Source organism: Actinophytocola sp. (genome assembly GCF_036002505.1).
Taxonomy (GTDB): domain Bacteria; phylum Actinomycetota; class Actinomycetes; order Mycobacteriales; family Pseudonocardiaceae; genus DASYTH01.
This window is the reverse complement of the sequence record NZ_DASYTH010000223.1, coordinates 40,208-64,200: the sequence shown is the minus strand read 5'-3', so window position 1 is coordinate 64,200 and position 23,993 is coordinate 40,208. Positions and strand designations below refer to the sequence as shown.

At 69.4% G+C, this 23,993-nt stretch carries 25 protein-coding genes, 1 tRNA gene and 1 pseudogene; 19 read left to right on the top strand and 8 right to left on the bottom strand.

Going from position 1 to position 23,993, the window contains the following annotated elements; all coding sequences use genetic code 11:
* The first annotated feature begins 59 nt into the window (after positions 1 to 59).
* From VGR06_RS19825 to VGR06_RS19805, 5 genes and pseudogenes are all read left to right on the top strand, one after another.
* Positions 60 to 623, top strand: a complete 564-nt coding sequence (locus tag VGR06_RS19825; RefSeq protein ID WP_327560591.1) for a DUF2017 domain-containing protein — start codon at positions 60 to 62, stop codon at positions 621 to 623.
* Entirely contained in the window at positions 620 to 1,549 is a 930-nt protein-coding gene (locus VGR06_RS19820) for a P1 family peptidase (RefSeq protein ID WP_327560590.1), read from the top strand. Before VGR06_RS19825 ends, VGR06_RS19820 begins: the two co-directional genes overlap by 4 nt.
* Positions 1,550 to 1,558: 9 nt before the next feature.
* Positions 1,559 to 1,999 carry a M67 family metallopeptidase gene (locus tag VGR06_RS19815; protein WP_327560589.1) on the top strand — a complete coding sequence of 147 codons (441 nt, stop codon included), beginning with the start codon at positions 1,559 to 1,561 and terminating at the stop codon, positions 1,997 to 1,999.
* 4 nt (positions 2,000 to 2,003) lie between these two features.
* Positions 2,004 to 2,276: pseudogene (locus VGR06_RS19810) on the top strand (MoaD/ThiS family protein); the annotation flags it as partial.
* 71 nt (positions 2,277 to 2,347) lie between these two features.
* Entirely contained in the window at positions 2,348 to 3,298 is a 951-nt protein-coding gene (locus VGR06_RS19805) for a cysteine synthase (protein WP_327560588.1), read from the top strand.
* A 115-nt stretch (positions 3,299 to 3,413) separates the two neighbouring features.
* Here the strand turns inward: VGR06_RS19805 and VGR06_RS19800 are convergent, their stop codons facing one another.
* Positions 3,414 to 3,854, bottom strand: a complete 441-nt coding sequence (locus VGR06_RS19800; protein WP_327560587.1) for a MarR family winged helix-turn-helix transcriptional regulator — start codon at positions 3,852 to 3,854, stop codon at positions 3,414 to 3,416.
* Between the two features lie 27 nt (positions 3,855 to 3,881).
* Here VGR06_RS19800 and VGR06_RS19795 point away from each other — a divergent pair, with 27 nt between their 5' ends.
* The 6 genes from VGR06_RS19795 (at position 3,882) to VGR06_RS19770 (ending at position 8,940) form a co-directional block, all read left to right on the top strand.
* Complete coding sequence (locus VGR06_RS19795; protein WP_327560586.1) at positions 3,882 to 4,346, top strand: SRPBCC family protein; 465 nt, start codon at positions 3,882 to 3,884, stop codon at positions 4,344 to 4,346.
* Positions 4,347 to 4,408: 62 nt separating this feature from the next.
* Positions 4,409 to 4,987 carry a PadR family transcriptional regulator gene (locus VGR06_RS19790; RefSeq protein ID WP_327560585.1) on the top strand — a complete coding sequence of 193 codons (579 nt, stop codon included), beginning with the start codon at positions 4,409 to 4,411 and terminating at the stop codon, positions 4,985 to 4,987.
* A 19-nt stretch (positions 4,988 to 5,006) separates the two neighbouring features.
* Positions 5,007 to 6,680 carry an MFS transporter gene (locus tag VGR06_RS19785; RefSeq protein ID WP_327560584.1) on the top strand — a complete coding sequence of 558 codons (1,674 nt, stop codon included), beginning with the start codon at positions 5,007 to 5,009 and terminating at the stop codon, positions 6,678 to 6,680.
* A gap of 33 nt (positions 6,681 to 6,713) precedes the next feature.
* A complete protein-coding gene (locus VGR06_RS19780) occupies positions 6,714 to 7,352 on the top strand; it encodes a rhomboid family intramembrane serine protease (protein ID WP_327560583.1) in 639 nt (212 codons plus the stop codon).
* Positions 7,349 to 8,158, top strand: coding sequence for a glutamate racemase (murI, locus tag VGR06_RS19775; RefSeq protein ID WP_327560582.1), 810 nt, complete (start codon positions 7,349 to 7,351; stop codon positions 8,156 to 8,158). The genes VGR06_RS19780 and murI overlap by 4 nt, the downstream gene beginning before the upstream one ends.
* An 11-nt stretch (positions 8,159 to 8,169) precedes the next feature.
* The gene (locus tag VGR06_RS19770) at positions 8,170 to 8,940 is read left to right on the top strand and encodes an MBL fold metallo-hydrolase (RefSeq protein ID WP_327560581.1); all 771 of its coding nucleotides are present in this window, start codon (positions 8,170 to 8,172) and stop codon (positions 8,938 to 8,940) included.
* Here the strand turns inward: VGR06_RS19770 and VGR06_RS19765 are convergent.
* The gene (locus tag VGR06_RS19765) at positions 8,831 to 9,913 is read right to left on the bottom strand and encodes a YbhN family protein (RefSeq protein WP_327560580.1); all 1,083 of its coding nucleotides are present in this window, start codon (positions 9,911 to 9,913) and stop codon (positions 8,831 to 8,833) included. The two genes, VGR06_RS19770 and VGR06_RS19765, sit on opposite strands and share 110 nt — an antisense overlap.
* 95 nt (positions 9,914 to 10,008) lie before the next feature.
* Between VGR06_RS19765 and rph the strand changes: the two genes are divergently transcribed.
* The 5 genes from rph to VGR06_RS19740 all read left to right on the top strand — a co-directional run bounded on the left by rph (position 10,009) and on the right by VGR06_RS19740 (position 16,357).
* Positions 10,009 to 10,764 carry a ribonuclease PH gene (rph, locus tag VGR06_RS19760; RefSeq protein WP_327560579.1) on the top strand — a complete coding sequence of 252 codons (756 nt, stop codon included), beginning with the start codon at positions 10,009 to 10,011 and terminating at the stop codon, positions 10,762 to 10,764.
* Positions 10,761 to 11,363, top strand: a complete 603-nt coding sequence (gene rdgB / locus VGR06_RS19755) for an RdgB/HAM1 family non-canonical purine NTP pyrophosphatase (protein WP_327560578.1) — start codon at positions 10,761 to 10,763, stop codon at positions 11,361 to 11,363. The genes rph and rdgB overlap by 4 nt, the downstream gene beginning before the upstream one ends.
* Positions 11,364 to 11,504: 141 nt before the next feature.
* Positions 11,505 to 14,063, top strand: a complete 2,559-nt coding sequence (lanKC, locus tag VGR06_RS19750; protein ID WP_327560577.1) for a class III lanthionine synthetase LanKC — start codon at positions 11,505 to 11,507, stop codon at positions 14,061 to 14,063.
* 30 nt (positions 14,064 to 14,093) lie between these two features.
* A complete protein-coding gene (locus VGR06_RS19745; protein ID WP_327560576.1) occupies positions 14,094 to 14,210 on the top strand; it encodes a class III lanthipeptide in 117 nt (38 codons plus the stop codon).
* Positions 14,211 to 14,314: 104 nt separating this feature from the next.
* Positions 14,315 to 16,357, top strand: a complete 2,043-nt coding sequence (locus tag VGR06_RS19740; RefSeq protein ID WP_327560575.1) for a prolyl oligopeptidase family serine peptidase — start codon at positions 14,315 to 14,317, stop codon at positions 16,355 to 16,357.
* An 84-nt stretch (positions 16,358 to 16,441) separates the two neighbouring features.
* Here the strand turns inward: VGR06_RS19740 and VGR06_RS19735 are convergent, their stop codons facing one another.
* From VGR06_RS19735 to VGR06_RS19715, 5 genes are all read right to left on the bottom strand, one after another.
* Positions 16,442 to 16,747: a hypothetical protein gene (locus tag VGR06_RS19735; protein WP_327560574.1), complete on the bottom strand. Its 306-nt coding sequence runs from the start codon at positions 16,745 to 16,747 to the stop codon at positions 16,442 to 16,444.
* A 792-nt stretch (positions 16,748 to 17,539) separates the two neighbouring features.
* A complete protein-coding gene (locus VGR06_RS19730) occupies positions 17,540 to 19,999 on the bottom strand; it encodes a PQQ-dependent sugar dehydrogenase (RefSeq protein ID WP_327560573.1) in 2,460 nt (819 codons plus the stop codon).
* A gap of 127 nt (positions 20,000 to 20,126) precedes the next feature.
* The gene (bcp, locus tag VGR06_RS19725) at positions 20,127 to 20,600 is read right to left on the bottom strand and encodes a thioredoxin-dependent thiol peroxidase (protein ID WP_327560572.1); all 474 of its coding nucleotides are present in this window, start codon (positions 20,598 to 20,600) and stop codon (positions 20,127 to 20,129) included.
* Between the two features lie 32 nt (positions 20,601 to 20,632).
* A complete protein-coding gene (locus VGR06_RS19720; protein ID WP_327560571.1) occupies positions 20,633 to 21,169 on the bottom strand; it encodes a hypothetical protein in 537 nt (178 codons plus the stop codon).
* 167 nt (positions 21,170 to 21,336) lie between these two features.
* Positions 21,337 to 21,510 carry a hypothetical protein gene (locus VGR06_RS19715; RefSeq protein WP_327560570.1) on the bottom strand — a complete coding sequence of 58 codons (174 nt, stop codon included), beginning with the start codon at positions 21,508 to 21,510 and terminating at the stop codon, positions 21,337 to 21,339.
* A gap of 51 nt (positions 21,511 to 21,561) precedes the next feature.
* Here VGR06_RS19715 and VGR06_RS19710 point away from each other — a divergent pair.
* The 3 genes from VGR06_RS19710 to VGR06_RS19700 all read left to right on the top strand — a co-directional run bounded on the left by VGR06_RS19710 (position 21,562) and on the right by VGR06_RS19700 (position 23,382).
* Positions 21,562 to 21,635: transfer RNA gene (locus tag VGR06_RS19710), tRNA-Leu, on the top strand.
* Between the two features lie 203 nt (positions 21,636 to 21,838).
* Positions 21,839 to 22,981, top strand: a complete 1,143-nt coding sequence (locus VGR06_RS19705; protein WP_327560569.1) for an XRE family transcriptional regulator — start codon at positions 21,839 to 21,841, stop codon at positions 22,979 to 22,981.
* Positions 22,978 to 23,382: a hypothetical protein gene (locus tag VGR06_RS19700; RefSeq protein WP_327560568.1), complete on the top strand. Its 405-nt coding sequence runs from the start codon at positions 22,978 to 22,980 to the stop codon at positions 23,380 to 23,382. Before VGR06_RS19705 ends, VGR06_RS19700 begins: the two co-directional genes overlap by 4 nt.
* Here the strand turns inward: VGR06_RS19700 and VGR06_RS19695 are convergent.
* On the bottom strand, positions 23,357 to 23,803 hold the full coding sequence (locus VGR06_RS19695) for a hypothetical protein (protein WP_327560567.1): 447 nt from the start codon (positions 23,801 to 23,803) through the stop codon (positions 23,357 to 23,359). The genes VGR06_RS19700 and VGR06_RS19695 overlap by 26 nt on opposite strands.
* Between the last annotated feature and the right edge of the window lie 190 nt (positions 23,804 to 23,993).

Sequence of the window (23,993 nt, the reverse complement as noted above, 5' to 3'; positions counted from 1 at the left end):
GTGCCGAGGGACGAGGCGGCGGGGGTCGCCGCCACCGAGCTTGCGAGGCGGCGGGTTTCATGAACCCCTGGCGGCGTAAGGGGAACACGATCCTCGGGGACATGGACCGGCACGAGTCGGCCGTGCTGCGCGGGCTGGTCGCGCAGATCGAGGACATCCTGCGGGCCCGCGCGGCCGAGGCGCCGCAGGACGAGCTGGCCGAGCTGACCGGCATCCGCACCGGGGCCAGCACCGCGCCGGAGGACCCGATCCTGTCCCGGCTGCTGCCCGACTTCCACCGGCTCGGCGACGATGCCAGTGCCAAGGAGCTCGACTCGGCGGCGGCGCTGCGTTCCCTGCACGAGCCGGAGCTGCTGGACCAGAAGAGCGGGGTGGCCGCCCTGGTGCTCCGCACCTGCCCGGAGAACGGCGGCCGGGTCCGGTTGTCGCTGGAGCAGGCCGAGAGCTGGCTCTCCGCCCTGAACGACGTCCGCCTGGCGCTGGGCACCGCGCTCGACGTCACCGAGGACATGCCCGAGGAACTGCCCGAGGACGATCCGCGCGCCCCGCACCTCGGCGTGTACCACTGGCTGACCTGGATGCAGGAAAGCCTTGTGCACGCCATCGCGGGCGACGACCTGTGATAACCGATGTGCCGGGGGTTCGGGTCGGGCACTACCAGCGGCTCGGCGACGGCTGGGCGACCGGCACCACCGTGGTGCTTTTCCCTGATGGCGCAACGGGTTCCGTCGACGGCCGGGGTGGCGCGCCGGGCACCCGGGAGACCGACCTGCTGCTCCCGGAGAACCTGGTGCAGCGCGTGGACGCGGTGTGCCTGTCCGGCGGCAGTGCCTATGGCCTGGCCGCCGCGGACGGCGTGATGCGCTGGCTTTCCGAGCGCCACCAAGGGTTCCGGGTCGGTGCCGAGCCGCACGAGGTGGTCCCGATCGTGCCCGCCGCCGTCCTCTTCGACCTCCCGCGCAGCGCCTGGGGCAATCGCCCGGACGCCGAATTCGGTTACCAGGCCTGCGAAAACGCCACTTCCGGCCCGGTGCCGCAGGGCACCGTCGGCGCCGGCACCGGAGCAAAGGTCGGTTCACTCAAGGGCGGCGTCGGCACGGCCAGCACGACCGTCGACGGCTTCACCATCGGAGCCCTCGCCGCGGTGAACGCCCTGGGCGAGGCGGTGAACCCGGACACCGGCGAGCCGTGGGCCACGGGTCCCGCGCAGCCGACGGACCTGAACACCACCATCGGCGTGGTCGCCGTGGACGCCGCGCTCTCCAAGGCGGAATGCAAGCGCCTCGCCATGTCCGCGCACGACGGCCTGGCCCGCACGATCCGCCCCTCCCACACCATGTTCGACGGCGACACGATCTTCGCCGTCGCCACCGGCGCCCGCCCGCTGCCCGAGGACCTCCGCCCGGTCGCCCTGAACACCCTGTGCACCGCCGCCGCCGACGTGTTCGCGGCCGCGATCGTGAACGGCGTGCTGGCCGCCACCTCGCTGCCGGACCTCCCCGCCTACCAGGACGTCTCACGGCGTGGGACGGACGCATCCACCCCATAGGATGGGGCCGTGCAACTACGCCGTGATCTGGTCGAGGCGATGGTCGAGCACGCCCGGCGCGACCACCCGGACGAAGCGTGCGGCATCCTCGCCGGGCCGGAAGGATCCGGGCGTGTGGAGCGTTTCATCCCGATGCTGAACGCGGCGCGCTCGCCGACGTACTTCGAGTTCGATCCGACCGAGTGGCTCAAGGTGCACCGCGAGCTGTCGGCGAACGACGAGGAGGTGGTCGTGATCTACCACTCGCACACGGCCACGCCCGCGTACCCCTCGGTCACCGACGTCCGCAAGGCCGGCGAGTTCGCCCAACTGCTGCCCAGTCCCCACTACGTGCTGGTGTCCACCCGGGACCCGGACGAGCACGAGCTGCGCTCCTACACGATCGTCGACGGTGTGATCACCTCGGAACCCGTCGACATCATCGATCCCGAAGTCTCAACGGAGGTTTGAGTACATGGCCGTCACCGTCTCCATCCCGACCATCCTGCGCACCCACACCGGGGGCGAAAAGTCGGTCGCGGCCAGCGGGACCACCCTGGCCGAGGTGATCGACGACCTGGAGGCCAACCACGGCGGGCTCAAGGCGCGCCTGGTCAAGGAGGGCACGCTGCACCGGTTCGTCAACGTCTACGTCAACGACGAGGACGTGCGGTTCGCCGGCGGCCTGGAGGCCAAGGTGTCCGACGGCGACACCGTGACGATCTTGCCCGCCGTTGCCGGGGGGGCTGAGTTGGCACCAGCGATGTCGTCCACGTCTGTGGAGGCATCTGCCCGCCGTGCCGGAGGCTGACCCGCTCCGTGGCCCGCTACGACTCGCTGCTCGACGCGCTGGGGGACACCCCGCTGATCGGGCTGCCCCGGCTCGCGCCCGCGCCGGACGTGAGGCTGTGGGCCAAGCTCGAGGACCGCAACCCCACCGGCTCGATCAAGGACCGCCCGGCGCTGGCCATGATCGAGGCCGCGGAGAAGGACGGCCGGCTGGTGCACGGCGCCACGATCCTGGAGCCGACGTCCGGCAACACCGGCATCTCCCTGGCCATGGCCGCCAAGCTCAAGGGCTACGGGCTGGTCTGCGTGATGCCGGAGAACACCTCCGAAGAGCGCCGCTCCCTGCTGCAGGCCTACGGCGCCCGGATCGTGTTCTCGCCCGCGGCCGGCGGTTCCAACGAAGCCGTGCGCCGGGCCAAGGAGCTGGCCGAGGCCAACCCCGACTGGGTCATGCTCTACCAGTACGGCAACCCGGCCAACGTCAACGCGCACTACACCGGCACCGGTCCGGAGATCCTCCGCGACCTGCCCACGGTCACCCACTTCGTGGCCGGCCTCGGCACCACCGGCACCCTGGTCGGCGTCGGCCGCTTCTTCCGTGACCACAAGCCCGACGTGCAGATCATCGCCGCCGAACCCCGCTACGGCGAGCTCGTCTACGGCCTGCGCAACCTCGACGAGGGTTTCGTCCCCGAGCTCTACGACGAGACCGTGCTCACCGGCCGCTACTCGGTCGGCTCCTACGACGCCCTCCGCCGCACCCGCCAACTCCTCGAAACCGAAGGCATCTTCGCCGGCATCTCGACGGGCGCCATCCTGCACGCCGCCCTCGCCGTCGCCGAGAAAGCCGCCGGCGCCGGCGAACGCGCCGACGTCGTCTTCATCGTCGCCGACGCCGGCTGGAAGTACCTGTCCACGGGCGCCTACAGCGGCACCATCGACGAGGCCGCCGCCCGCCTCGACGGCCACCTCTGGGCCTGACCCCGCGAGTCCCCGTTTCAGGCACGCGAGTCCCCGTTTCAGGCACCCGAGTTCCCGTTTCAGGCACCCGAGTTCCCGCTTCCGAATTGGGAACTCACGTGCTCGAACCAGGAACTCAGGTGCTGGAACCGGGGACTCGCGGGAGCCCCTCGGCCGCTTCGGCCAGCCGCTCGAGGCCTTCCAGCAAGCCCTTCCGGGTGTGCGCGTCGAGCTTCCGCATCGCCGCGGCGAGCGCGTCGGGCCGGAGCACGGTGTCCTGCTCGACGACCGCGCGGCCCCTCTCGGTGAGCCGGATCGCCAGCCGGCGCTCGTCCTCGGGGTCGCGGGAGCGCTCCACGAAACCCCGCGCCGCCAACGACTTCACCAGCACCGACGTGGTGCTTTTGGGCAGGCCGAGGTGGCCGGCGAGCCAGGTCAGCGCGACGCCGCCGGCCGGTGTCACGTGGTGCAGCACCTGCCGCTCGTGCTGGCTCAGCTCCGGATCGTCGGGCCGGTTGAGCGCGCCCCAGATCCGGCGGTACAGTATCTCGAAACGTTCAGATTCTGAACTGTTCATCCCGTCTAAAGGATAACAGGAGGTCACGTGATCGAGATCGTCCGGGAGCGGCGGGTCGAGGCCCCGGTGTCGAGCGTGTGGGCGGTGGTGTCCGAGGCCGGCCGCGCGCCCGAGTGGTTCACCTTCGCCGAGCGCGTCGAGGTGCGCTCCGGGGACGGCGTCGGCCAGCTGCGCACCCAGCACGGCCGGTGGGGGAGCAGGCACGCCGAGGTCGACCAGGAGATCACGCAGTTCGAGCCGAACCGCCTGCTGGCCTGGCGCCACCTCGCCGAGCGGCTCGACGGCAAGCCGGCGCCGAAGTTCGCCGCGTCCACCGAGTTCCGCATCGAGCTCGAGCCCGCCGGCGAGGCCACCACGGTCCGCCTGACCAGCCGCCAGGAACCGGCCAGCGCGGTGAAAGGCCTGGTCATGAAGCTCTTCGGGACCAAGGACGTGGCCAGGCACATGGAGCGCTCCCTCGTCCAGCTCAATCAGGTGCTTGCTCGCGCCTGAGTACTCGTGTTTGACTAGTCGCGCACGGCCAAGCGACCAGCCAGACCAAGGAGTGCTCGTGCTTGACTACTCGCATGAACAGCACCCGGTTGTTCGTCCTGGGCTCCCTGGCTCGCTTCGGACCCATGCACGGCCATCAGATCCGCCGCGCCGCCCAGGTCGACCGCACCGAGCTGTGGACGGACATCAAGCCGGGCTCGCTCTACGGCGCCCTGCACCGGATGGCCGGCGAGGGTCTGATCGCCCCGATCAAGACCGAGCAGGAGGGCCGGCTCCCGGCGCGCACCATCTACGAGATCACCCCGGCCGGCCGGGCGGAGCTGGGGACACATCGGGACGAAGCGCTCAGATCCACCAAGTTGCCCAGCGATCCGGTCGATCTTGCGCTGAACTACCTGGAGAACGTGTCCGACGACGCGGTCCGGGACTTCCTGACCGACCGCCGCCGGGCCTACGCGGCGCAGGTGACCGAGTGGCAGCACCTCCAGGAACAGGCCGACCCCTACCTCGACGAGCTCGAACGGATGGGCTTCCGGCATACCGTGCTCCGGCTCGAGGCCGAGATCGCCTGGCACGACGAGCTGCTGGCCCGGCTCCCGGAGATCATGGCCAGCAACCGGGCCAAGAAGCCGCCGAAGTGACCTCGGGCGGGGGTCGGTCATGACCGAGTCCGCGACCACCGCGCCCGACCAGGTCGAGGCCGACCCCCGCCGCTGGGTCTCGCTCGCCGTGGTGCTCGCCGGCGCCGCGATGATCCTGCTCGACGCCACCATCGTCAGCGTCGCCATCCCGTCCATCCAGCTCGGCCTGGGCGCCAGCTACGACGCCATCGAATGGGTGGTCAGCGGGTACGCGCTGACGTTCGGGCTGACCCTGATCCCCGGCGGCCGGCTGGGCGACCGGTTCGGTTACCGCCGGCTGTTCCTGATCGGCATGTTCGGCTTCGTGGCCACCTCGGCGCTGTGCGGCCTGGCCCGCAACCCCGGCGAGCTGATCGCCGCGCGGGTCGCCCAGGGCCTGCTGGCCGGCCTGCTCAACCCGCAGATCCTCGCGGTGCTGCAGATCGCCTTCCCACCACGCGAACGCGGCAAGGCCTATGCGGCGTACGGCATCGTCGCCGGGGTCTCCGTCGCCGCCGGCCCGCTGCTCGGCGGCGTGCTGGTCAACGCCGACATCGCCGGCCTGGTCTGGCGCCCGATCTTCCTGCTCAACGTGCCGATCGGGATCGTCGCGATGATCGTCGCGGCACGCCTGCTGCCGGCCACCCGGGGCCGCGGCGGCGCGCTCGACCTGGTCGCCGTCGCCCTGGCCGCGGCCGCGCTGCTGCTGGTCACCGTGCCGCTCATCCAGGGCCGGGACGCCGGCTGGCCGCTCTGGACCTGGCTCAGCTTCGCGGCGTCGGTGCCGGTGGGCGCGCTGTTCGTGTGGTGGGAGCTGCGCCGCCTGCGCACCGGCCGGGCCGTGCTGTTCGACCTGCGCCTGTTCCGCGACCGCGGGCTCGCGGTCGGCACCGCGATCGGGCTGACCTACTTCACCGGGTTCATCGGCGTGCTCTTCGCCCTGACCCTGTACCTGCAGCTCGGCCTGGGCCGCTCGGCGCTGGCCGCGGGCCTGATCCTGATGGCGTTCGCCACCGGCTCCATGATCGGCGGCGGGCTCTCCGACGTGGCCCACGCCCGGCTGGGCCCGCGGGTGCTGCTGCTCGGCTCGACGCTGGCCGCGCTGGGCACCGTCGGCGTGATGATCACGGTGCACCTGGCCGGCCCGTCGACCTCGGGTGTGGCGCTGCTGCCGGCGCTGTTCCTGGTCGGCCTGGGCAACGGCTTCACCATCGCGCCGAACGTCGACATCGCGCTGGAATCCGTGCCGCCCAAGGAATCCGGTTCGGCGGCCGGCATGGTGAACACCTCCCAGCGGATCGGCAACGCGTTCGGCATCGCGATCGTCGGTGTCGCCCTGTTCGGCGCGCTCGGCTCGAACGCCGCCGCGGCCAGCGACTCGGTCACCGCCGACCTGCGCCGGGACCTGGTCGCCGCCGGCCAGCCCCGGCAGGCCGTCGACGGCGGGGTCGCGCAGTTCACCCGCTGCTACGTCACCCGGGCGGGCGCCAAGGATCCGACGGTGTCCCCGCCCGGCTGCCCGAGCGGCGGGTCCGCCGATCCGGTCGGTCAGGCCTACGTGCGCGCCGCGGCCCGGGCCCAGGCGGCCAACTTCACCCACGCCGCGCAGCCGGCCGCCGCTTGGGCGTTCGGCGCGATCGTGCTCACCATGCTGCTCGCGCTGCTGCTACCCCGGCGCCGCCCGGAGCTCAAACATCGGGGACTTTCCCGATGATTCGGGCCCGCGTGACGCCGTAGTCTCGAACACGTGGACACCTTGCCTGCCAAACCGGCCGAGCGACCGGTCAACCGCGTCCTGCCGCCCAACCCGGGGCAGGCGGCCATCGTGGTCGCCGGCCTCACCGTGCTGCTCTACCTGATCGAGCTCATCGACCGGATCCTGCCGGCCAACCTCGAGCGGTTCGGCATCGTGCCGCGGCGGCTGTCCGGGCTGGACGGCATCGTGTGGGCGCCGCTGCTGCACGGCACCTGGGGCCACCTGCTGGCCAACACGCTGCCGGTGCTGGTCCTCGGCTTCCTGGCGATGGCCGGCGGCCTCGGCCAGTGGATTTCGGTGACCGCGACGATCTGGGTGATCAGCGGCATCGGCGTCTGGCTCACCGGCGGCGGCCTGACCGTCGGCGCGTCCGGCGTGGCGTTCGGGTGGCTGGCGTTCCTGCTGGTGCGCGGCATCTTCACCCGGAGCCTGCTGCAGCTCGGCGTGGCCGTGGTGCTGTTCCTGTACTGGGGCGGCATGCTGCTCGGCGTGCTGCCGGGCAACCCCGGCGTGTCCTGGCAGGGTCACCTGTTCGGCGCCGCGGCCGGCGTGCTGGCCGCCTGGTTCGTGGCCATGGCCGGGCGGCGGGCAGCGAGCAAGCCGGCGCCCGCCGGCGACATCCTCGGGTGAGACCGGGTCCCGGCGCGCCGATCGGCGTGTTCGACTCCGGGGTCGGCGGGCTGACCGTCGCCCGGGCGATCGCCGACCAGCTGCCCGGCGAGCGGCTGCGCTACGTCGGCGACACGGCCAACGGCCCCTACGGCCCGCTGCCGATCGCCGAGGTGCGCCGGCACGCGCTGACCATCGCCGACGAGCTGGTGGCCGGCGGGGTCAAACTCCTTGTCATGGCGTGCAACACGGCCTCCGCGGCGTGCCTGCGGGACGCCCGCGAGCGCTACGACATCCCGGTCGTCGAGGTGGTGATCCCGGCCGTACGCCGCGCGGTCGCGGTCACCCGCGGCCGGGTCGGCGTGATCGGCACCGCCGGCACCATCCGGTCCGGCGCCTACCAGGACGCGTTCGCCGCGGCCCGGGACGTCGAGGTCACCGCCGTGGCCTGCCCGCGGTTCGTGGACTTCGTCGAGCGCGGTGTCACCTCGGGCCGCCAGGTCCTCGGGCTCGCCCAGGCGTATCTCGAGCCGTTGCAGCAGGCCGATGTGGACACCGTGGTGCTGGGCTGCACGCACTACCCGCTGCTCACCGGCGTGCTCCAGATCGTCATGGGCCCGGCGGTCACCCTGGTGTCCAGCGCCGAGGAGACCGCGAAGGACGTCGTCCGCGTGCTCACCGAGCTTGATTTATTCAATGACGCGAGTATGGACGGTCCGATTGGACACGAGCTGACCGCCACCGGCCCGTTGGACCTGTTCAACCGCCTCGCTCGCCGTTTCCTCGGCCCGGACCTCGGCGCCGCGGCTCCGTTGACCCATATGTAAGGCTGTGCAGCGTGTTGCTCACCGTGCTCGGCTGCTCCGGGAGCGCCCCAGGACCGAAGGCACCGTCGTCGGGCTACCTGCTGGAGGCCGACGGCTTCCTGCTCGGCATCGAGCTCGGCACCGGCACGCTCGCCGAGTTACAGGCCGTCCGCGACCCGTTCGCGCTCGACGCGCTGCTGTTCTCCCACCTGCATCCGGACCACTGCGGGGACTTCGCCGACCTGACCGTGATCCGCCGCTACCACCCCGCGCCGACCCGGAACCCGCGGGAGCTCCGGCTGCCGGTGTACGCGCCGGGGGAGGCGCCCAGCCGGTTCGCCGCGGCCTACAGCCCGGACGAGGCGGACCGGGCGGCCACCGACCTGTCCGATGTGTACGCCTTCCACCCGCTCGCGGCCGGAACCGTTCACATCGGACCGTTCGAGATTTCCGCCGTTCCGGCGGCACATCCGTGCGAGTCGTACAGCTTCCGGATCACGCACGGCGGCCGGTCGCTGGTTTACACCGGGGACACCGGCATGGTCGACCGGCTGGCCGATCTCGCCCGGGGCGCGGACGTGCTGCTGTCCGAGGCATCCTGGACGCACGCCCCCGACCGGCCGGCGGATCTGCACCTCTCCGGCACCGACGCCGGCGTGCTGGCCAAGCGGGCCGGCGTGGGCCTGCTCCTGGTCACACATGTGCCGCCGTGGACTGATAAGGACGCGATACTGGCCGAGGCCCGGGCGGAGTTTCAAGGAGAGACGGTGCTGGTTCGGCAGGGTGCGAGCTACCGGATCTGATCCGGTTCGAGTGCCGCAGCACCAGCGCCCCGAGCAGGCCCATCGGCAGGATCAGCCAGCAGGAGAACAGCCGGTAGACCAGGATCGCCGCGGTGGCCGGCGCCTCGGCCGCGCCGGCGGAGACCAGACCGGCCAGCAGGCTCACCTCGATCACGCCGATGCCGCCCGGGGTCAGCGGAATCTGCCGGACGATCTGCACGGTCAGGTAGACCGCGCCGAGCTCGACCGGCCCGACCGGGAGGTGAAACGCCCGGACGGCCGCGAAGAGGCAGAGCAGGTCGGTCAACCAGTTGGCCGTCGCCGCGCCCATCGCCAGCACCCAGTGCCGCCCGGCGACGTCGCGCGAACTGCGCACGGCGTCCGCGACCGGGCGGAGCCACCGCACCAGCTCGGGGTGGCGCACGGTATGCGGCCGGGGCTCGGCAAAGGTGCGCGGCCGCGGCCAGGCCAGAAGCATGATCATCAGCACTACGGCCACGGTCAGCGCCACCACGCCGTCGACCAGCGCCGGGTGCTCCCGCCACACTGCGGCCAGCCGGACCGCGCCGGCCGCCGCCGCGCCGGTGACGTACAGCAGCGCCAGCGCGGCCATCGAGAGCAGGCCGGAGAGCACCATGACGGTCGTGGCCACCGCACGGCTGGCCCCGTCCGTGCGGAACTGCCGGAACGCGTACGCGGCCGAGACCGCCGACCCCGCCGGCACGCTGATCGCGATCGCCGACCGGCTGTAGGCCAGCGCGATCGCCCGGTGCCGGGGCATCCGCACGCCGAACGCGGTCAGCAGCCGGCGTTGCTGCCGGGCGAACATCCCCATGGAGATCAGCTCGGCGCCCGCGGCCAGCAGCAGCCAGCCGGTGTCGGCCTGGCGCAGCGACGCCGAGACGCCGGCGGGGGAGGGCAGCCGGTCGCGCAGCAGCACCACGGCGAGCACCAACCCCGCCCCGACCCCCAGCCACCTCAACCATTTCCCCATGTGATCAATGCTCCGCCGGCTACCGCACCGATGTCAACGCCCGTTGAAATCAGGCCCTGTGATGTGCGCGACCCCGCGCCGCATAAGGTGGCCACGTGGCTCGCAACGACGGCAGAAACGACGACCAGCTCCGCGACATCAAGATCACCCGCGGCTTCCAGGACTGGCCCGCCGGCTCCGTCCTGGTGGAGTTCGGCCGCACCCGCGTCCTCTGCGCCGCCAGCGTGTCGGACGGCGTCCCCCGCTGGCGCATGGGCTCCGGCCTGGGCTGGGTCACCGCCGAATACGCAATGCTGCCGTCGGCCACCAACACCAGGACCGACCGGGAGTCCGTCCGAGGCAAGATCGGCGGCCGCACCCACGAGATCAGCAGGCTCATCGGCCGCTCCCTCCGCGCCTGCATCGACCTCGCCGCCCTCGGCGAGAACACCATCATGATCGACTGCGACGTGCTCCAAGCCGACGGCGGCACCCGCACCGCCGCCATCACCGGCGGCTACGTAGCCCTGGCCGACGCCATCACCTACCTGGCCGCCGCCAACCGCCTCACCGACCCCCAACCCCTGTCCTGCGCCGTAGCCGCCATCAGCGTCGGCGTCGTCGACGGCCGCATCCGCCTCGACCTCCCCTACGAAGAAGACGCCCGCGCCGAAGTCGACATGAACGTCGTCGCCACCGACGCCGGCACCATCATCGAGGTCCAGGGCACCGGCGAAGGCGCCACCTTCACCCGCTCCACTCTCGACAAAATGCTCGACCTGGCCCTGGCCGGCTGCGCCCAGATCAACCTCCTCCAAACCGAAGCCCTGGCCAAGCCCTACCCCGGCGACCTCCCCCAGGCCAAAGCATGACCCGCATCCTCCTCGCCACCCGCAACCCTAAAAAACTCGACGAACTCCGCCGCATCCTCGCCACCGAAAACGTTACCGGCATCGACATCATCGGCCTCTCCGATGTCCCCGACTTCCCTGAGGCACCAGAGGTTGGCGCCACCTTCGAGGAAAACGCACGAGCGAAAGCCCGCGACGCCGCCCAAGCCACCGGCCTCCCAGCCGTAGCCGACGACTCCGGCCTCTCCGTCGACGCTCTCCACGGCATGCCGGGCGTACTCTCCGCCCGCTGGTCAGGCACCCACGGTGACGACAAAGCCAATCTTGACCTGGTTCTGGCCCAAATCACCGACCTCCCCGACAACCGCCGTGGTGCGGCTTTTGTCTGCGCCGCCGCCCTGGCTACTCCCGCCGGTGAGGAAACCGTCGTCACCGCTACGTGGCCCGGCATCCTCGCCCGCAAACCCCGCGGCACCAACGGTTTCGGCTACGACCCCATCTTCGTACCGGACGGACACACCGTCACGTCGGCCGAACTCAACCCCGTCGAGAAAGACGTACTTTCCCACCGCGGCCAGGCTTTGCGCCTTCTCCTCCCGTACCTTCGGGCCCTGGCGTAAGTTTCCAACACTCGGTTAGCCGAGTTGATTGCGCAACCATGGTTGACGGCGTGGGATTGGCGAACTACGGTCGTTGTTCTGTCCTCCCAATAGGAGGCCGAGCAGTTCTCCTCACCGTGTGTCGGGGAGAGGGTGAATTACGTGGACGTGCGGGCTTTTTACCTGCTGCATTGTCTTGCGGATCAGGATTTCTACGAGTCCTTGGATCGCCGCGACGACACGGAAAGTAGATTTCCACATTGTTCCGCGGTGCTGCCCGCCGGCTGGACGCGGTTCGTGGAAGGGCTGTGGATCGTGCACCATCCGCCGGGTGTCCACCTGCCCGAGCAGGGTTGGAAGGTGCACGTCTCGGCCGGTCCGGACACGGCCGGCGACGTGTTGAACGTGGTATGGGAGTTCTGCGTTCAACACGAGATCGCCTTCAAGTTCCTGCGCAGCCGTGACGTCGTGCTGCTGCTGAACTCCAAGTACGCGGATCGCGCGTCCAGCGGCAAGTTCTGCACGATCTACCCGATCGGGGACGAGGCGTTGGAGCGCACGACCGCCGACCTCGGCCACGCGCTGGTCGGGCAACCCGGCCCCTACATCCTCAGCGACGTGCGCTGGCGCGACGGCCCGGTCTACCTCCGGTACGGCGCTTTCACCGGGCGATACTGCCTGGACGAGACCGGCGATCGGGTTCTGGCCGTGGCGGCTCCGGACGGCCGGCTGGTCCCCGACGTGCGCCGGCCCGGCGGCTACAAGCCCGCCTGGGCGCCGGTTCCCGGTTTCCTGGCCGAGCGGGTCACCGCGGCCAACCGGGAACGGCCACCGGAGTTCCCTTACCGGATCGAGCACCCGCTGCACTTCTCCAACGGGGGTGGGGTGTACCTGGCGGTGGACACCCGCACCGGTGGCCGGGTGGTCCTCAAGGAGGCACGCCCCGGAGCCGGACTCGACGCGAACGGCGACGACGCGGTCGCCCGGTTGGCCCGGGAGCACCGCACCCTCCGCCAATTGTCCGATGTGGACGTCGTGCCGGCCCCGTTGGACTACTTCACCTGCTGGGAGCACCATTTCCTGGTCGAGGAATATCTCGAGGGCGAGGGGCTGCGCACCTGTCTCAGCGAGCGCTACCCCGAGCTCGGACTGGACGAGCGGGACGGCGCCGGCTACGTCGCCTGGGCGTTGGAGATCTCCGGCAAGGTGGCCGCCGCGTTGGCCGCCATGCACGAGCGGGGCGTCGTCTTCGGTGACTGCCATCCCGGCAACATCATCGTGCGCCCGGACGGCCGGGTGGCGTTCGTGGACTTCGAGTTGGCCTTCCCGGTCACCGAGAATCGCCGGCTGGGCCTCGGCGCGCCGGGCTTCGCCGCACCGGAGGGCTGCTCCGGCTTCGACATCGACCGGTACGCGCTGGCCTGCGTGCGGCTGTGGCTGTTCCTGACGTTCGCCCCGACCGTGCACGCGCGCGACCCGGGGAAGGTGGACCTGTTCGTACGGATCATCCGGGACCGGTTCGCCGTACCCGAGTCGTTCGCCCGGCACCTGCGTGACGACCTGTGCCTCGGCCGCCCACCCACCACGCCGGACCCGGCTTGTCCCGAGTGGACGGACGAGCTGCCGGCCGTGGCGGAGGCCATCGTCGCCAGCGCCACCCCCAACCGGGATGATCGGCTGTTTCCCGGCGACGTCTACCAGTTCCGCTACGGCGGCCTGGGACTGGCCTACGGCGCGGCCGGCGTGCTGTACGCCCTCGCGGCCACCGGCCACTCGCCACGGCCGGAGCACGTGGACTGGTTGGTCCGCGCGGCCCGGCGCGCGCGGCAGCCGTCTGCCGGGCTGTACCAAGGGTTACCCGGCGTCGCCCAGGTTCTCGATCTCCTGGGACGGCACGAGGAGGCGCTGAACGTCCTGGATCGTGCGCTCGATATCGAGGTGCGCGGCATCGGCTTGTTCGGCGGGTTGGCCGGCGCCGGGTTGAACCTGCTGGACTTCGCCCGGGACGGCGCGCATCCGGCGCTGCGCGAGCACGCGTTGCGCATCGCCGAGCGGCTCGGCCAGCTCGTGCGGGACGGTGAGTCCACTCCGGACCGTCCGCGGGCCGCCGGCCTGATGTACGGCTTCTCCGGTGCCGCGCTGCTGTTCCTCCGCTTGCACGGGGACACCGGCGATCACGCCCTTCTCGAGCTGGCGGTCACGGCGCTGCGCCGGGATCTCGACTACTGCCGGGACGGCGGGCGGAACTCGCTGCAGGTGCTCGAGCAGGAGCGGCTGATGCCGTACCTGGCGGTCGGCAGCGCGGGCATCACCGTGGCACTCGGCCAGTATCTGCAGGTCAGCCCGGACGAGGAGCTGTCCGCCGTGCAGCGCCGGCTGCTGGCCGCGTGCGACACCGAGTTCGTGCTCTTTCCCGGTCTGTTCACCGGCCGCGCCGGGCTCATGGCGGCGCTGGCGGTCGAGCACGAGCGCACCGGTGACCAACGGTTGCTGGGCGCGGCGAGGGCGCACCTGAGCCGCCTGTCCTGGCACGCGGTCCGGCACCGGGGACGGCCGGTATTCCCCGGCGATCAGTGCCTGCGCCTGTCCATGGATCTGGCCACGGGCACGGCCGGTGTCCTGCTCGCTGCCCACGCGGTGCGCGCCGGCTCGGTTCCCGCCCTGCCGCTGCTGGGTCCTTGGGTCTCCGGGCCACCGCGGCGCCCCGCCGTGGCCCGGTGAGTGCGATCGGTGGAAAGGAGGTGACCTTTCGTGGAGTTCATTCTCGAGCTACAGGAGCTGGAGGAGCCGGCTGAGGAGCAGGCGTCCTTCGCTCCGTCGGCCGTCCTGACGTCGATCTCGGCGCTGCACGGTCCGAACTGCCTGTGATTCAGCCGGTTCGTCGGGAGACGAGCCACTGACTCCGAAAGCGGCGGCCGGTGGACCGCATCCGTCCACCGGCCGCCGTCGCCAGTGTAGGGAGGATGGCTTTCGTGACCGGCATTCCGAGCTACCCGGCCACCGCCGTGCGCCCCGAGCCCAACTCGATCGGTGGAATCGACTTCAAGGATCCATACCAGTGGTTGGAGGGTGACACCCCCGAGGTCGCCGCGTGGCGGTCGGCACAGAACCGGTTCACCACCGGATACCTGCGTGCCGCACCGGAATGGCAACGCTGCCGTGACACGGTGGATCGCCTGTATGCCAACGCGTTGTGGCAATGGGCCCCGGAGCGCCACGGGGACCGGTGGTTTCGCCAGCTGGTGCCGGACGACGCTCGCCTGGCCGCGGTGGAGGTGGCCGACACGCCTACCGGGCCCGGTCACCGGATCGTGGACCTGAACGCCATCGACCGGGGCACCGACGCGGATGCCCTGACGGCGCTGCTGTTCTGGGAGCCGACCCGGGACGGGCGGGCGCTGGCCTACGGCGTGTCCGAGCGCGGTGAGCCGGTCCAGGTGCGGGTCATCGACGTGGACACGGGCCGGGTCCTGCTCGACGGGCTTCCCCATGACGGAGTCGGCACCGTGACCTGGTTGCCCGACGGCACCGGGTTTTACTACGTGGTCCCCGAGTCCGCGACCTCGGCGCCCGGTGTCTACCTGCGCCGCCTGGACTCGAATCCGGCGCAGCGGCAGGAGCTGGAGTGCGCCGCACCGGCCTGGCGGGTGGTCATGTCGCCGGAGAGCGGTCACGCGCTGGTCTACGGCGTCGACCAGCGGCCGCTGTTCATCCGGCACCTCGCCGCGGGTGAGCCCTGGCGGCCGTTCCTCAGCGGTGTCCGCGGCAGCTACAAGGGAAACGTGATAAAAGATCGTTTCGTCGCGGTCGCCACCGACCTCCACCCCAACGGCCGGGTGGTGTCCATCCCGCTGGACGCACCCACCGACCGGACCCGCTGGACCGAGTTGCTGCCGCCCTCCGACGGCGCCGTGCTTCTCAACGCCATTCCGGTGGGAAACCGGCTGGTGATCGGCAAGCACGTCGCCGGCGCGTTCCGGCTGCTCCTCCTCGACCCGGACGGCGGTTCTCCCGGCGAGATCCCGCTCCCCGGCGACGGGCTGGCCTGGCCGGGCCCGGAACGCGGCAGCCTGGTCGCACCCGGACCCGAGGAGTGCACGTTCGTGTTCTCCTCGTTGACCCGCTCACCCGCCGCGTACCGCTTTGACCTGGCCACCGGCTCGCTGGCGGAGCTCACCCCGCCGAGGGTCGTCGCCGGTGATGTCGTGGTCCACCACCGCACCGCCCACAGCCAGGACGGAACCTCCATCCCCTACCTCGTCCTCGCCCGCGCGGACGTGGACCTGGAAGTGCCCCAGCCCACGGTGATGAGCGCTTACGGAGCCCTCGCCAACCCCTGGCCACCGGCGTACCTGTTCACGCTCCCCGCCGCCTGGGTACAACTCGGCGGCGTCTACGTCCACGCCCACCCCCGCGGCGGTGGCGAGTTCGGCCCCCGCTGGTGGCACGCCGCCCGCCTGTCCACCAAGCAAACCACCTTCGACGACGTCCACACGATCGCCGAAGACCTCATCGCGCACGGTCTCACCGCATCCGACCGCCTGGGCATCTTCGGCACCTCCGCCGGTTCCCTGCCCGCCCTCGCCGCGATCACCCAACGCCCCGACCTGTTCCGCGCCGCCGTCCCCATGCTCCCGATCGCCGACCTGCTCCGCTGCCGCCAGGACGGCGACACCATGACCGCGATCATCCGCCCCGACCTGGGCGACCCCGACCGCCCTCGGGACGCCGCGGCGCTCCACCGCTACTCGCCCTACCACCGGGTCCAGGACGGCGTCGCCTACCCCGCGGTCCTCCTCGATTGCGCCCTCCGAGATCCCTTCTGCCCCTCCTGGCACGGCATGAAGCTGGCCGCCCGACTCCAGCACGCCACCTCCGCACCCCACCCGATCCTGCTCCGAATTCGCGACTGCGGCCACAACACCCGCATGACACCCCAACAGATGCGCGACCGTGAACACGAAGAACTAACCTTCTTCGTCACCGAACTCGGGCTGGACCCTCTGCCCGGTTAGAACCCCTGGTTGGCTTCCTCTCCGCTCACGATCTTGACGTCCGAACATCGTCACCCAACGGTGCTCGGACCGCATACGATTGGACTATCCACGTTGAAGCTCTTCACGGGCAACCCGCCGCGCGATCTCCTCGACCTCTGCGGCCGTGAGCGCGCCAGTGTCACGCTGATGGACGGCTTGCGTGAGCAGCCGACGGACCAACGCGGAGGTGGGGATATGTTCTGCGGCGGCACGCTTGCGTAGTTCGGTATCAAGAGACTGACTGATCCGAAGATGGAGCGACACATCAAGCGCCGCCGCGTTCTCGGCGGCCTCGGTTTCCTCGTCTGCGACCTCGGCTCGGATGGCGGCATGCCGCGCTCGGCGAGTGGCCGCGGCGGGATCGTTCATAGCGGTGCCTCCTTACCTTCGAGGTAGTCGCGCAGGTCCGCTCCGCGGGTCTTCCATGCGGTGACCCCGGAGTTGTCCTCCGGATCAACGATCACGGTAAGAACGAACCCCGGCACTTGACGAGTACCCGATGATCCGCGTGTGGCCGACCAGCTTCTCGGGTCAGGCTCGCGGACTATCCGATGCGGGTCGACCGCCGGGTCGAGCGTCCAAGCGGGCTCGATGCCCCCTTGCTCCGGGGTAGCGCTCGAAGCGTCGAGTGATGTAGGTGACGCCGTCGTCGTCCCACCACAGCTCACTCGTCATGTGTCACATTGTGTGAACATCGTGTCGCGAATCGCCTGCGCAACCTTCCGCAGGCCAGGTGGCACGGTGTCGAGCCGGCACGTGCCACCTGGCCCTGCGCCACTGGCCGCCTACGAGATCCAGCGAAATTGGATCGCCTCCAACAGACTTATGGCGAGCCGTCATCGAACTGCGACTGAGAAGCCTCCGGACAGCCAGCCCAATGTTGGGAAGCACTTGCCGAGTAGCCGAGGAGTAGCAACAACGTGATGGTGGCTATGAGCGCAACCGTCGCTCTCCGAATCCGCCGCATGCCATCACCCTTCATGATCGAATGACTGCTGGCGAATTCCTACCAGACTACTCAGCGACGTTTGACAGGCGGTCAAGTGTTACGCTATTTCCGCGGACAGATCCGGAAAGTTCGTTTCGTAAAGAGGTGGCCGGGTCTCTGTCGCCCTCGCTGTTCACTATACATCACCCTCCCGGCACTGAGGGTAATTCATGTTATGTGAGGTTGGAGCGGAGAATCCGATCGGAGCCGGGGCCGCCGCTGCCGTTGTTGTCGGCGTTCGTGGTGCCGAACCAGATGGCGTTCTCGCCCGGCACCTTGACCACCAGCCGGAGCCGGCCGAAGGTGCCGTTGAAGTGCTGGGTCACCGAGGAGACGTTCTCGCCGTTGAGGACGATCCGCCAGAGCCGCTGGCCGCGGAGGGCGGCCATGAAGAGGGCGCCGTTGGCGAAGGCGAGGCCGCTGGGGGAGGCTTCGGCCGGGGTCCAGGTGCGTTTGGGGTTGGTCATGCCGGAGACGTTGCAGGTGCCTTCGCAGGTCGGCCATCCGTAGTTGCGGCCGGCCACGATCAGGTTCAGTTCGTCGAAGGCGGAGTTGCCGAGCTCGGACTCCCAGAGACGGTTCTGCGCGTCCCAGGCCAGGCCCTGGATGTTGCGGTGGCCGAGGGTCCAGACCCTGGTGCCGAACGGGTTGCCGGATGCGGCGGCGCCGGTCTTGGTGATCCGGAGGATCTTGCCGTTGAGCGAGTTCGGGTCCTGGGCGAGGTTGCTCTGCTGGGAGTCGCCGGTGGCCACGTAGAGGAAGCCGTCCGGGCCGAACCGGATCCGCCCGCCGTTGTGGAAGCGGCTCTTGCGGATGCCGGTGAGGATCGAGGTGTAGCCGGACAGCGCGGTGCCGTTGAAGGTCATCTTCGCCACCCGGTTGCCCTCCGAGGAGGTGTGCATGAAGAACACGTCCTGGTCGGATGTGCCGTTCCAGGTCAGGGAGAACGCCACGCCCATCAGACCGCCCTCGCCGTCGGTGGTCTGGCTGTTCGGCACGGTGCCGACCATCGTCTTGCCGCTGCCGTTCTTGTTGATCTTGAAGACCTGGAACGTGTCGCGCTCGGTCACCAGGGCGAATGTGCCGTCGGGCGACCAGGACAGGTCCCACGGGATGGACCAGCCGGTGCTCACCGCGGCCGGTGTGCCCGGGTTGTTGCCACCACCGCAGGCGGCCGTGCTGAACGTGACCGGCGGGGTGCTCTTCGCGGACGTGTTGCCGGCGGCGTCCTTGGCCACGATGTGGATCGTGTACGTCGTGCCGCAGGCGAGCACCGTGGTGTTCCGTGTGGCGGGCGGCGGGTTGCCGGTCACCGAGTCGAGCACCGAGTTGTTGCTCTCCAGCCGGATGTCGTAGCGGACGACGCCGCGGTTGTCGGTGGACGCCGCCCACGTGAGCGTCGCGCTGGTCTGTCCGACGTTGGTCACGGTCGGTGCGCCGGGGGTGGTCGGCGGCGTCGGGTCACCCGGATCGGCGGTGGTGGTGCAGACCACCTCGGGGCTGGTGTCCGACTCGAGGCCGGCGGCGTCGCGGGCAAACACCGAGATCTGGTAGCGGGTGTTCGGGGACAGGCCGGTGACCCGGACCGGCGGCCCCGGCGGGTTGGGCGCCTCGAAGATCTTCTGACCGAGGTTGAAGACGTCGTAGGCCACCACGCCGACGTTGTCGGTCGAGCCGGGGAAGTCCAGCGTCAGCGCGTCGAAGCCGACGTCGGAGCAGGACGGTTGGCCGGGCGCGGTCGGCCGGATGGTGTCCGCGGGAGCGCCGACCCGGAGCCGGTCGAGGTTGGGCCCGCCGTTCGCGGTGGTCGCGGTGGTCCGAACCGTGTTGGTGCCGGCCCGCAACGTCGCGTTGAGCGCGATCTCCTGCCAGGTGTCCCAGTTCCCGGTGCCGGGGAAACTCTGCGCCGCGGCGATGTCGGTGCCGTTGACGGTGATCCGCATCGGCCGGTCGGTCGTAGTGCCGTTGGCGAACCGGAACGTCAGGCTGGCCGGGCCGGCCGCGGCGGCGCTGACGTTGGCGAACTCGACAGCGCTGCCGGTGACGTTGTCGTAGTTGACGAAGCCGGTCCCGGTGAAGCCGGTGTGGTTGGACTCCACCACGCCTTGGGTGATCGTCGCGTCCTCGGCCTGCAGGTCGGTGAACGCGGCGGCCGAGTCGACGTCGATGAAGTCGATGTTGGGTCCGCCGTTCGCCGTGGTGGAGGTGAACCGCACCAGGTTCGTGCCGGCGTTGACCGGAACCGTGAACGTCCTGGACTGCCAGTCGTCCCAGGTGCCGGTGCTGGCGTAGGACACCGCCGTGGCGTGGGTCGTGCCGTTCACCGCGAGGTCCATCGGCCGGTCGGTGGTCGTGCCGTTGGCGTACCGGATGGCCACCGTGGCGTTGCCGGCGCCGGCCGCGTTCACCGTGAGCTCGGCGAAGCTACCGGTGGCGTTGGTGAGGTTGCAGAACCCGGTGCCGGAGAACCCGGTGTGATTGGCGTCGATGGTCCCCTGGCAGGTGCCGCTCTCCGCCTCGTAGCGGGTGGCCGCGGCGGGGGACACCCCGCCGGCGGTGGCGGGCGCGGCCTGCGTGAGGCCAGCGGCCAGTGCGGTGAGCCCGAACAGCACGAGCGATCGCCCTCGCTTCATACCCACTCCTCTGTGGCAGGGTCCGCGAGCCGACAATGATTAGGCAGGTTTACTAACCATTGCCGGCCTGAGCCGACCATAGGCCACAGCGGGTGGGTTTCGAAACGGGTGTGCCGCTGAGCGGGAGCTAGATGCCCAGGTCCTTGCGCAGCTTGGCCACGTGGCCGGTCGCCTTGACGTTGTACAGCGCCTTGGCGATCTTGCCGTCCGGCCCGACCACGAACGTCGAGCGGATCACCCCGGTGATCGTGCGGCCGTAGCTCTGCTTCTCGCCGTAGGCCCCCCACTCGGTGAGCACGGCGCGGCCCTCGTCGGACAGCAGCGGGAAGGTGAGCTTCTCGTCGGCGACGAACTTGGCGAGCTTGGCCGGCTTGTCCGGCGAGATCCCGATGACGTCGAAGCCGGCGTCGTTCAGCCCGGCCAGGTTGTCCCGGAAGTCGCAGGCCTGCTTGGTGCAGCCGGGCGTGCCGGCGGCGGGGTAGAAGTAGACGAGGACCGTGCGGCCACGGAAGTCGGACAGCGACACCTGCTCGCCGGTGCTGTCGGGAAGGCTGAACTCCGGCGCCGCGTCTCCCTCGGCCAGCCGCTTCTGCTCACTCATGGGACGGACGCTAGCGTGCCGTCCCGACACACCTACACGGTGCCTTGGAACAGGGTGGACCCGCCGCCGTCGGCCGCGTTGGGCTGGATCCGCAGCGTGACCTCGGCCGGCTCCTTGGGGATCGCGAACGCCACCGCCACCCGCAGGTGCTCGCCCGGCGGCAGATCGTCGGCGCCGACGATGCCGGTGTACCCCTGGGTCGAGTCGATCACCTGGAGCGCGGCCACACCGTTGCTCGTCGCGGTGACCGCCAGCTGCGCAGGCCGGTAGACGTCCGACCCCTCGTTGTCGATGGTCAACTCGAACGCCACCGCGCGCGGCGTGTGCGGTGAGGCGGTCTCGGTAGGGGTGAACGCCTTCGGCGCCGACACCGTGACCGCCAGCTCGCCGGCCAGCGTGTGCCGGCCTCCAGGGCGGGCGCTCGTCTCGCCGCCGCGCGCCGAGCTGCTGGTGGTCTGGCTCCCGCTGAGTCGCTGGGGGTCCGGAGCGGCGTCGGAGTAGGGCCCCGCGGCACAGGCGGCTGCAAGAATCAATGTGCAGCAGGCGCCCGTGAGCCTGAGCAGGTTCACGTAGTGGCTTCTTTCCGACGGGGAGCGTGATGTGTTGCCTCTCCACGATGAACGTTTGGCGCCCGTTCAGGTGCCCATGTTGACCCGTTGAGTCGTACCTGTAGCCGAGCTGTGACCGTAAGGGCACCTGGAGTGAACGAACGAGCCTCTTCAGCCCAACTAAGGCCTCACGCCGCCAACGCGAAGAAGATCACGAACACGCTCACCGTGAACAGCCAAGCGATGATCAACCAGCCGAAGTCCCGCCACAGCGAGAGCATCCGGTTATCCTCACCCGGCACGTAGACACCCCGCGCCTCGAACCAGTCCACCGCCGCCCGCAGCGGCCGGGGCACCTCCATGCCTGCATGATGACACAACCACCTGGCTAGGCTGCACGCGCAACACAACGAGGGGCCGTAGCCCAACAGGCAGAGGCACTGGATTTAGGTTCCAGCCAGTGGGGGTTCGACTCCCCCCGGCCCCACGTCCTCAGCGGACGTGTGTCCGCAGACGGCGCGGACCAGGTTGTCCGTCGTATCTTCTGGGGGGCGACCCCCAGACCCCCGCGTGTTCGTGCGCTGGGCGCCCGAACGGTTCGTATGCTGATGCGTTAGGTCCACCGGGAAGCACACCCGCTCGCTCGTGTTACCCTCCGCGTAGCGGCTGGATTGTGCGATAATCGCACGTATGGGCAACGTTGACGCGCGGACACTAGGTGAGCGCATCCGAGATGCACGCAAGCGCGCAGGCGTGAGTCAAGAGGAACTCGGGCAAGCTATCGGTCTTGAGCGCACGGCGGTGAACAAGATCGAGGGGGGCGTTCGCAAGGTCACGGCGCTCGAACTGTCCGACATCGCCGCTGCGATCGGTGTGCGCATGTCTACCTTCTTCGAGGAGCCCACCCCGGCGCTTGTCTCGCACCGGTCCAGCCAGGGGCTGGACACCACGGACTCGCAGATCGACGCGCTACTCGCGAAGTTCGCCGATGAGGTCGAGTTCATTGCCTCGCTAGGAGTCGACCAACTGGGGTTGGATGCTGCTGGCGCGGTCGATCAGGCTGGCATCGCGCCACCTTCGACCAACGCCGAGGCCGAGGCACTTGCTGTGCAAGCACGCACTCTGATGGGCCTTGAAGCAGAGGACCCAATCCGTCAACTCTCCGACAGTGTTGCCAGCGTCGGACTCTTGGCGTTCTCTCGTGATATCGGCAAGGACACCGCTGACGCCGGGACGATCTTGCTGCCTCGCGGTGGTGTCACCCTTGTCAACAGTCACATGAAGGTCGGTCGCAGGCGGCTTGCGCTGGCGCACGAGCTTGGTCACTATCTGATTGCAGATGACTACACCGTCGACTGGCGAGTAGCTGACTACTCTGACCACACCTTGCCGATGGAGTCGCGCATTGATCGTTTCGCGCGTGCACTTCTTCTACCTGGAGCTGCGCTCACGCGAAAATGGCCTGAGACGGTTGACGGCTCCGGAGAGCGCGGCGCGGCGATTCTGCTGGCAAGTGAGTTTCGAGTTGACATGGCCACCCTGGCCACGCGGTTGAATGATATGGGGTTGGCTGACAGCGAGACAATCGCTTCGGTACGTAGGTGCCGCACCACCAAGACGGACATGGTTGAAATGAACTTGTACGTCCCCCTCGAAGAGTTGGAGGGGACGACGGTTCCCCGGCCTTTTTCGCTCGCAGTACTGCGACTCGTGCGCGACGAGCGGATCAGCCGGGAGCGGGCTCTGGACTTGCTTCAAGGTACTTTTGACGAGGCGGATCTGCCGAGCATTCGCGAGCGGCGGCCCGATGAGATCTGGGATTTTGTCTCGTGACGGTTCCAGGCAACAACGCCTGGGTGTTCGACACCGGGCCATTGCGACACTTCGCGGCGCAGGGGTGGTTGGGAGTTTTGGGGTTTCTCGCAGGAGAGCGACCCATCTACATTCCTGACAGCGTCGAGCGTGAACTCAATAACGCCGCCGAGCACGCGTCGGCCGTTCGCGGGGTGCTCGAAGCTGATTGGATCCGTGTCTACCGATCGTGCAACCCTGACTATGTCGCAGCGTTCGCGCACTACCGCGACCGACTGGTTGCGAACGGCAAGAACTTGGGCGAATGCGGGGTTCTGGCTATGGGGCAAGTCTACAAATGCGAAGTGGTGATAGACGACGCCACGCCAGATCGCACAGGAGAAGGGGATTCGGGTCTTATCGACCGTTCCGCTGCTGTGTGAGGCGATTCGCGAGAAGAAACTCACGACAGTGATGGTTGAGGAGTTGGCCGACACCCTCTTGCAAAGTGACTACTTCCTGCCTTTCGGTCCCGGCGGTTTCCGTCAACACGTATTGGAGAACGGTCTCCTGGATTACGATGAGCTGTGAACCCCGCTCCTCCGGGAATTCATTAGGGCGTGGCTCCGTTGGAGGGAGTTGCTCGTCGTTGCCCCTCGTGTCGTCGGGCGTCGTTGCCAGGGATGTGAGTTTGGCCGGGGCCGTGGCTGGTGAGGCAGGTGGGATCGATGTGACTATTGGGCGGTCGACACCTGCCCTGAAGGCGGCCTTCAGGACGTCCAGCGTCCCGAAGGCCGCCTTCAGAGCATTGGTCAACGCCCCACCGGTCCCACCAGCCACACCAGACCCGATCACCCCGATCACGATGGACAACTCCCTCCAAAGGAGCCACACCCAATTCATTAGTGCCAGGACGGTCGTTGTGAGCTACACGTTGCGGCGCGTCGACGAGCGAACCGGCATTGGCTGACCGGACGCCATTCTGCCCGCCCCGCGGTCCCATCAATCACCCTCAGCGCCGTTGACCTGCGCAAATCTGGGAGGTGAGGCGTCG

Bases quoted from the DNA above. Each gene is read 5' to 3' on its own strand.
- VGR06_RS19825 (WP_327560591.1), top strand. From the start codon at position 60: ATGAACCCCTGGCGGCGTAAGGGGAACACGATCCTCGGGGACATGGAC.
- VGR06_RS19800 (WP_327560587.1), bottom strand. From the start codon at position 3,854: ATGAACAGTTCAGAATCTGAACGTTTCGAGATACTGTACCGCCGGATC.
- VGR06_RS19785 (WP_327560584.1), top strand. From the start codon at position 5,007: ATGACCGAGTCCGCGACCACCGCGCCCGACCAGGTCGAGGCCGACCCC.
- VGR06_RS19765 (WP_327560580.1), bottom strand. From the start codon at position 9,913: ATGGGGAAATGGTTGAGGTGGCTGGGGGTCGGGGCGGGGTTGGTGCTC.
- rdgB (WP_327560578.1), top strand. From the start codon at position 10,761: ATGACCCGCATCCTCCTCGCCACCCGCAACCCTAAAAAACTCGACGAA.
- VGR06_RS19735 (WP_327560574.1), bottom strand. From the start codon at position 16,747: ATGAACGATCCCGCCGCGGCCACTCGCCGAGCGCGGCATGCCGCCATC.
- VGR06_RS19730 (WP_327560573.1), bottom strand. From the start codon at position 19,999: ATGAAGCGAGGGCGATCGCTCGTGCTGTTCGGGCTCACCGCACTGGCC.
- bcp (WP_327560572.1), bottom strand. From the start codon at position 20,600: ATGAGTGAGCAGAAGCGGCTGGCCGAGGGAGACGCGGCGCCGGAGTTC.
- VGR06_RS19715 (WP_327560570.1), bottom strand. From the start codon at position 21,510: ATGGAGGTGCCCCGGCCGCTGCGGGCGGCGGTGGACTGGTTCGAGGCG.
- VGR06_RS19705 (WP_327560569.1), top strand. From the start codon at position 21,839: ATGGGCAACGTTGACGCGCGGACACTAGGTGAGCGCATCCGAGATGCA.